Raw genomic sequence first — 4,074 nt, 5'->3', positions numbered from 1 at the left:
GCTACTGGACGCCGTACCCGGAGACGCCCAGCACCGCCGCCGACGGAGCCGAGGCGCCCCAGCAGCGCGAGGCCGCCTTCCGCGCCCTCCTCGGCAACCCCTTCCCCCTCGACGGTCACCCCACCGCCGGCACCGTCCCCGCCACCGAGTTCTCGCCCTACGGCTTCCCCCTCGACGTCAGCTACCCCTACCTCGCCCCCGGCACAGCCGTCGCCACGGCCAAGGCCGCCGCCGCACCGTGGCGCGCCGCGAGCCCCGACACCCGGGCCGGGGTCGCGGCCGAGATCCTGACCCGGCTGAACGCGGCGAGCTTCGAGATCGCGCACGCCGTCCAGCACACCNNTTCCAGGCCGGCGGCCCGCACGCCCAGGACCGCGGGCTGGAAGCGGTGGCGTACGCCTGGTACGAGCAGAAGCGCCACCCGGCCACCGCCCGCTGGAGCAAGCCACAGCGCAAGGGCGGCCCGCTCGTCATGGACAAGACGTACACCCCGGTCGGACGCGGCGTCGCCGTGCTGATCGCCTGCAACACCTTCCCCACCTGGAACGGCTACCCGGGCCTGTTCGCGAGCCTGGTCACCGGCAACCCGGTGATCGTCAAGCCGCATCGGCGGGCCGTGCTGCCGCTGGCCATCACGGTGCGCGTCGCCCGTGAGGTCCTGGCGGAAGCCGGATTCGACCCGGACGTGGTACTGCTCGCCGCCCAGCGCCCCGGCGAGCGCACCGCCACCGCCCTGGCCACCCACCCCGATGTGCGCATCGTGGACTTCACCGGGTCCAGCGAGTTCGGCGACTGGCTGGAGACCAACGCCCGCCAGGCCGCCGTGCACACGGAGAAGGCCGGACTGAACACCGTCCTCGTCGACTCCACCGACGACTACGCGGGACTGCTGCGCAACCTGGCCTTCTCGCTGGCCCTCTACAGCGGCCAGATGTGCACCACACCGCAGAACATCCTGGTCCCGCGCGAGGGCTTCACCACCGACCAGGGGCCGCGTACGGCCGACGAGTTCGCCACCGACCTCGGTGCGGCGCTGGACAAGCTGCTCGGCGACCCCGTGCGTGCCGCCGGCACCCTGGGCGCGATCGTGAACGAGGGCGTCCTGAACCGGCTGGAGGAGGCGGCGACGGTCCTCGGCGGCCGTGTCGCGCACCCCTCCCGGGAGTTGGCGCACCCCGAACACCCCGACGCTGTCGTCCGCACCCCGCTGGTGGCCCGCCTCGACGCCGGGAGCGACGAGAAGACCTACAGCAGCGAGTGGTTCGGACCGGTCTCGTTCGTCATCGGCACCGACTCCACCCCGCACGGCCTGCGGCTCCTGCACGAAACGGTCCGCCGGTACGGCGCACTGACCGCCTCCGTGTACACCACCGACGACGACGTGCTGGAGGCGGCCCGCCAGACCGCTCTGGACGCGGGCGTGCACCTGTCGGAGAACCTGACCGGCGCCGTCTTCGTCAACCAGTCCGCCGCCTTCAGCGACTTCCACGGCACGGCGGCCAACCCCGCCGCCAACGCGGCACTCACCGACCCGGCCTTCGTCACCGGCCGCTTCTCCGTGGTCCAGTCCCGCCGTCACGCCCCCGATGAGGAGAGCGACCGTGTCTGATACCGGGTCCGCCTGACCGGCGGGGCCCGCACTCCGCGGAGCCGTCACGGCGGCACCCTGGCCCCGATGGGCCCCGACGAGCCGGCCGCCGTCGTCCTCAGTGAGGCCGTACGGCGCTCGGCGATCTCGGCCGACGCCCCGGGGGCAGGGTGCGCCTCGACGCGGCCGACCAAGCCGGTGACGACGACGGGGACGCGGCTCGTACGGCGGGGCTGTGGGCCGGGCTGCCGCACGGAAACGTCGGCGGCTCCCGCCCGTGCCGCCCGTCCCACCTGCTCCGCCCGTTCCGCTCCTCGCGACGACCCGGGCGCGGACGTTCACGACCTCAAGGCCGGAGGCCGGCGGTCAACGCCCCCACGAGCTGGGCGAATTCGGCGCGTTGCCGGTCGGTCAGGGTGGCGTAGAGCGGCGCCTGCAGTTCGTCGGTGACGTTCTCCGCCCGCCTCAATCGGGGCACCAGGGCCGCGGCGACCGGCTGTGGCTCCGGCCAGCCGTAGTGGTCTGCCTGCTCGACGCCCAGGTTGATGATCATCGCTTCTCGGGCACTCAGCCCGCTCAGGCGCACCGCCGCCAGATGGCAGGCGCCACGGTGTTCCCGCAGGACGTGTATGCGCTGCATGGCCGCTCCGACCGGGTCGTCGGCGGGGCAGGGCTGCGCGCGCCAACCGGAGAACAGGGGCAGCGCGTCGGTGTCGGCCGCATCGATCAGCTGCCGCGCCAGGCGGTTGAAGTGCTCGACGTCGACATCGCGAGGGATGTGGGCGCGCCCCCACTCCCGGACCGCCGAGGCATAGCAGGCGGCGGCTTCCCCGGCCGGCATCACGGGCCGGCCTGCCAGCCAACCCGGGGTGACCAGGCCAGGGCCGAGGAAGCCCTGAACCGCTTGGACCACCGGGACCGGCGCCTCGCCGAGCACCCCGAACCGGCCGCGGCAGTAGAAGCCGCGGCCCGGGGGGAACCCGGCACGCAGACCCACGGCGGCGGTCGTCTCGTCGGACATGAACTCGTCACCGAAGTCGTGGAGGGGGCGGGCAACAGCGGCGATGCAGTCGAAGATCTCCATACGCCGAAGATCGCTCCTCGGGAATCAATAGGTCAAGGGGATCTTTTCTGACGAAACCCTTTAGCTAATCTATCGAGTCATGCTGGATATCCGTCGTCTGCACATGCTCAAGACCGTTGCCGCCCGAGGCTCCATCGCGGCGGCCGCCCAGTCACTGGCGCTGTCCGCCGGTGCCGTGTCCCAGCAACTGGCCGCGCTTCGGCGTGAGGTGGGGGTGGATCTCCTGCGTCCCGACGGGCGAACCGTTGCCCTGACGGAAGCGGGCCGGGTGCTCCTTCAGCACGCCGACCGGATCCTCGCTGCCGTACACGAGGCCGAGAGCGCCGTCGCGGCGGTCAGGGGTGCGGTCGGCGCCACCGCCACCCTCGCCGCGTTGCCGTCGACCGTCGCCCGGATCGTGGCCCCCGCACTGACCGCGCTGGGCTCGGACCACCCGCAGCTCGCCGTGACCTGTCTCGTCACCGACCAGGCGCAACTGAGGGAACTCACGCTGGGCACGGTCGATGTGGTGCTGGGACAGCGGTATCACCACCTGCCCGATGCCACACCCCGCGGCATCGAGCTCTCACCGCTGCTCGATGATCCGCTGCTCGTCGTCACCGCCGAGGACCGGGCCGAGGGGCGGCCCGTCGCCCTGCGGGAACTGGCCACCCACGACCTCGCCGTGCCACCGCCGACCACGGAATGCGGACAGGCCATCCTCCAGGCCTGCCACCAGGCCGGCTTCACGCCCACGGCACGTTACGTCACCGCCGACATCGCCGCCCAGCTCACCCTCGCACGGGCAGGTCTTGCCACCGCGCTGGTTCCCCGGACGGCCATCGACCCGGCCGCACCGGGCATCCGCACAGCGCCCATCGGGGATCGCCCGATCCAGCGCCTGCTGTTCGCCGCGACGCGTCACTCGGAGGCCGCGAACCCGACGACCGCGGCCGTCGTCGCAGCTCTGCGCACAGCCACGCGGCAGGACCGCGCCCAGCGCCTCCGGCCGGCCTAGGACACGTCCTCCAAGGGGCGCAGGAAGCGGCGCTCGTACCGCTTGATGCAGCGGGTCGCACGGGCCAGTTCGAATGCTTCCTGGCACTCCGGGTCGGAGGCGCTGTCCGTGCGGTACTGCTCGTACGCGGCCAGGCTGGGAAAGGAGAACAAGGCGTAGGCGATGTCGCTGTCGCCCTCGCTCGGCAGGAAGTAGCCGTGGTGGGTCCCGCCGAAACGGTCGACGAGGCGGACCCAGCGGCGACCGTACTCCTCGAAGTCCTCCAGCTTGTCGGGGTCGATCTCGTACTTCAGATGAACAGTGATCATGCCTGTGATCATGCCGGGTGGCCGGTCCGCGTTCGACGGCGGCCTGTCGCTTGTGTCGGGTGACGTGCGCTGGGGGAGGCGGGGGAGAGAGGGGAGG

4 protein-coding genes and 1 pseudogene are annotated in these 4,074 nt (G+C 72.2%); 3 read left to right on the top strand and 2 right to left on the bottom strand.

The features are described from left to right. Window positions 1–341 (top strand): annotated as a pseudogene (locus AOK15_RS46670) (phenylacetic acid degradation protein PaaN); the annotation flags it as partial. A gap of 2 nt (window positions 342–343) precedes the next feature. Beyond that, a partial coding sequence (paaN, locus tag AOK15_RS11275) for a phenylacetic acid degradation protein PaaN (protein WP_240508386.1) occupies window positions 344–1,609 on the top strand: 1,266 nt, incomplete at its 5' end. 325 nt (window positions 1,610–1,934) lie between these two features. On the opposite strand, the gene AOK15_RS11270 is transcribed toward paaN, so the two are convergent. Next, the gene (locus tag AOK15_RS11270) at window positions 1,935–2,672 is read right to left on the bottom strand and encodes an SCO6745 family protein (RefSeq protein ID WP_055515472.1); all 738 of its coding nucleotides are present in this window, start codon (window positions 2,670–2,672) and stop codon (window positions 1,935–1,937) included. A 79-nt stretch (window positions 2,673–2,751) separates the two neighbouring features. Here AOK15_RS11270 and AOK15_RS11265 point away from each other — a divergent pair, with 79 nt between their 5' ends. Further along, complete coding sequence (locus AOK15_RS11265) at window positions 2,752–3,669, top strand: LysR substrate-binding domain-containing protein (RefSeq protein ID WP_055515470.1); 918 nt, start codon at window positions 2,752–2,754, stop codon at window positions 3,667–3,669. Here AOK15_RS11265 and AOK15_RS11260 read toward each other — a convergent pair. Then, a complete protein-coding gene (locus AOK15_RS11260; protein WP_055515468.1) occupies window positions 3,666–3,977 on the bottom strand; it encodes an NIPSNAP family protein in 312 nt (103 codons plus the stop codon). The genes AOK15_RS11265 and AOK15_RS11260 overlap by 4 nt on opposite strands. Window positions 3,978–4,074 lie beyond the last annotated feature (97 nt).

It is taken from the genome of Streptomyces ossamyceticus (assembly GCF_001418475.1).
GTDB classification, from domain to species: domain Bacteria; phylum Actinomycetota; class Actinomycetes; order Streptomycetales; family Streptomycetaceae; genus Streptomyces; species Streptomyces ossamyceticus.
Note: the sequence above shows the minus strand (reverse complement) of the source record. Positions and strands in the feature narration are given on the sequence as shown.

Excerpts from the sequence above, each read along its gene's own strand:
- AOK15_RS11260 (WP_055515468.1), bottom strand. The coding sequence starts at position 3,977 with ATGATCACTGTTCATCTGAAGTACGAGATCGACCCCGACAAGCTGGAG.
- AOK15_RS11265 (WP_055515470.1), top strand. The coding sequence starts at position 2,752 with ATGCTGGATATCCGTCGTCTGCACATGCTCAAGACCGTTGCCGCCCGA.
- AOK15_RS11270 (WP_055515472.1), bottom strand. The coding sequence starts at position 2,672 with ATGGAGATCTTCGACTGCATCGCCGCTGTTGCCCGCCCCCTCCACGAC.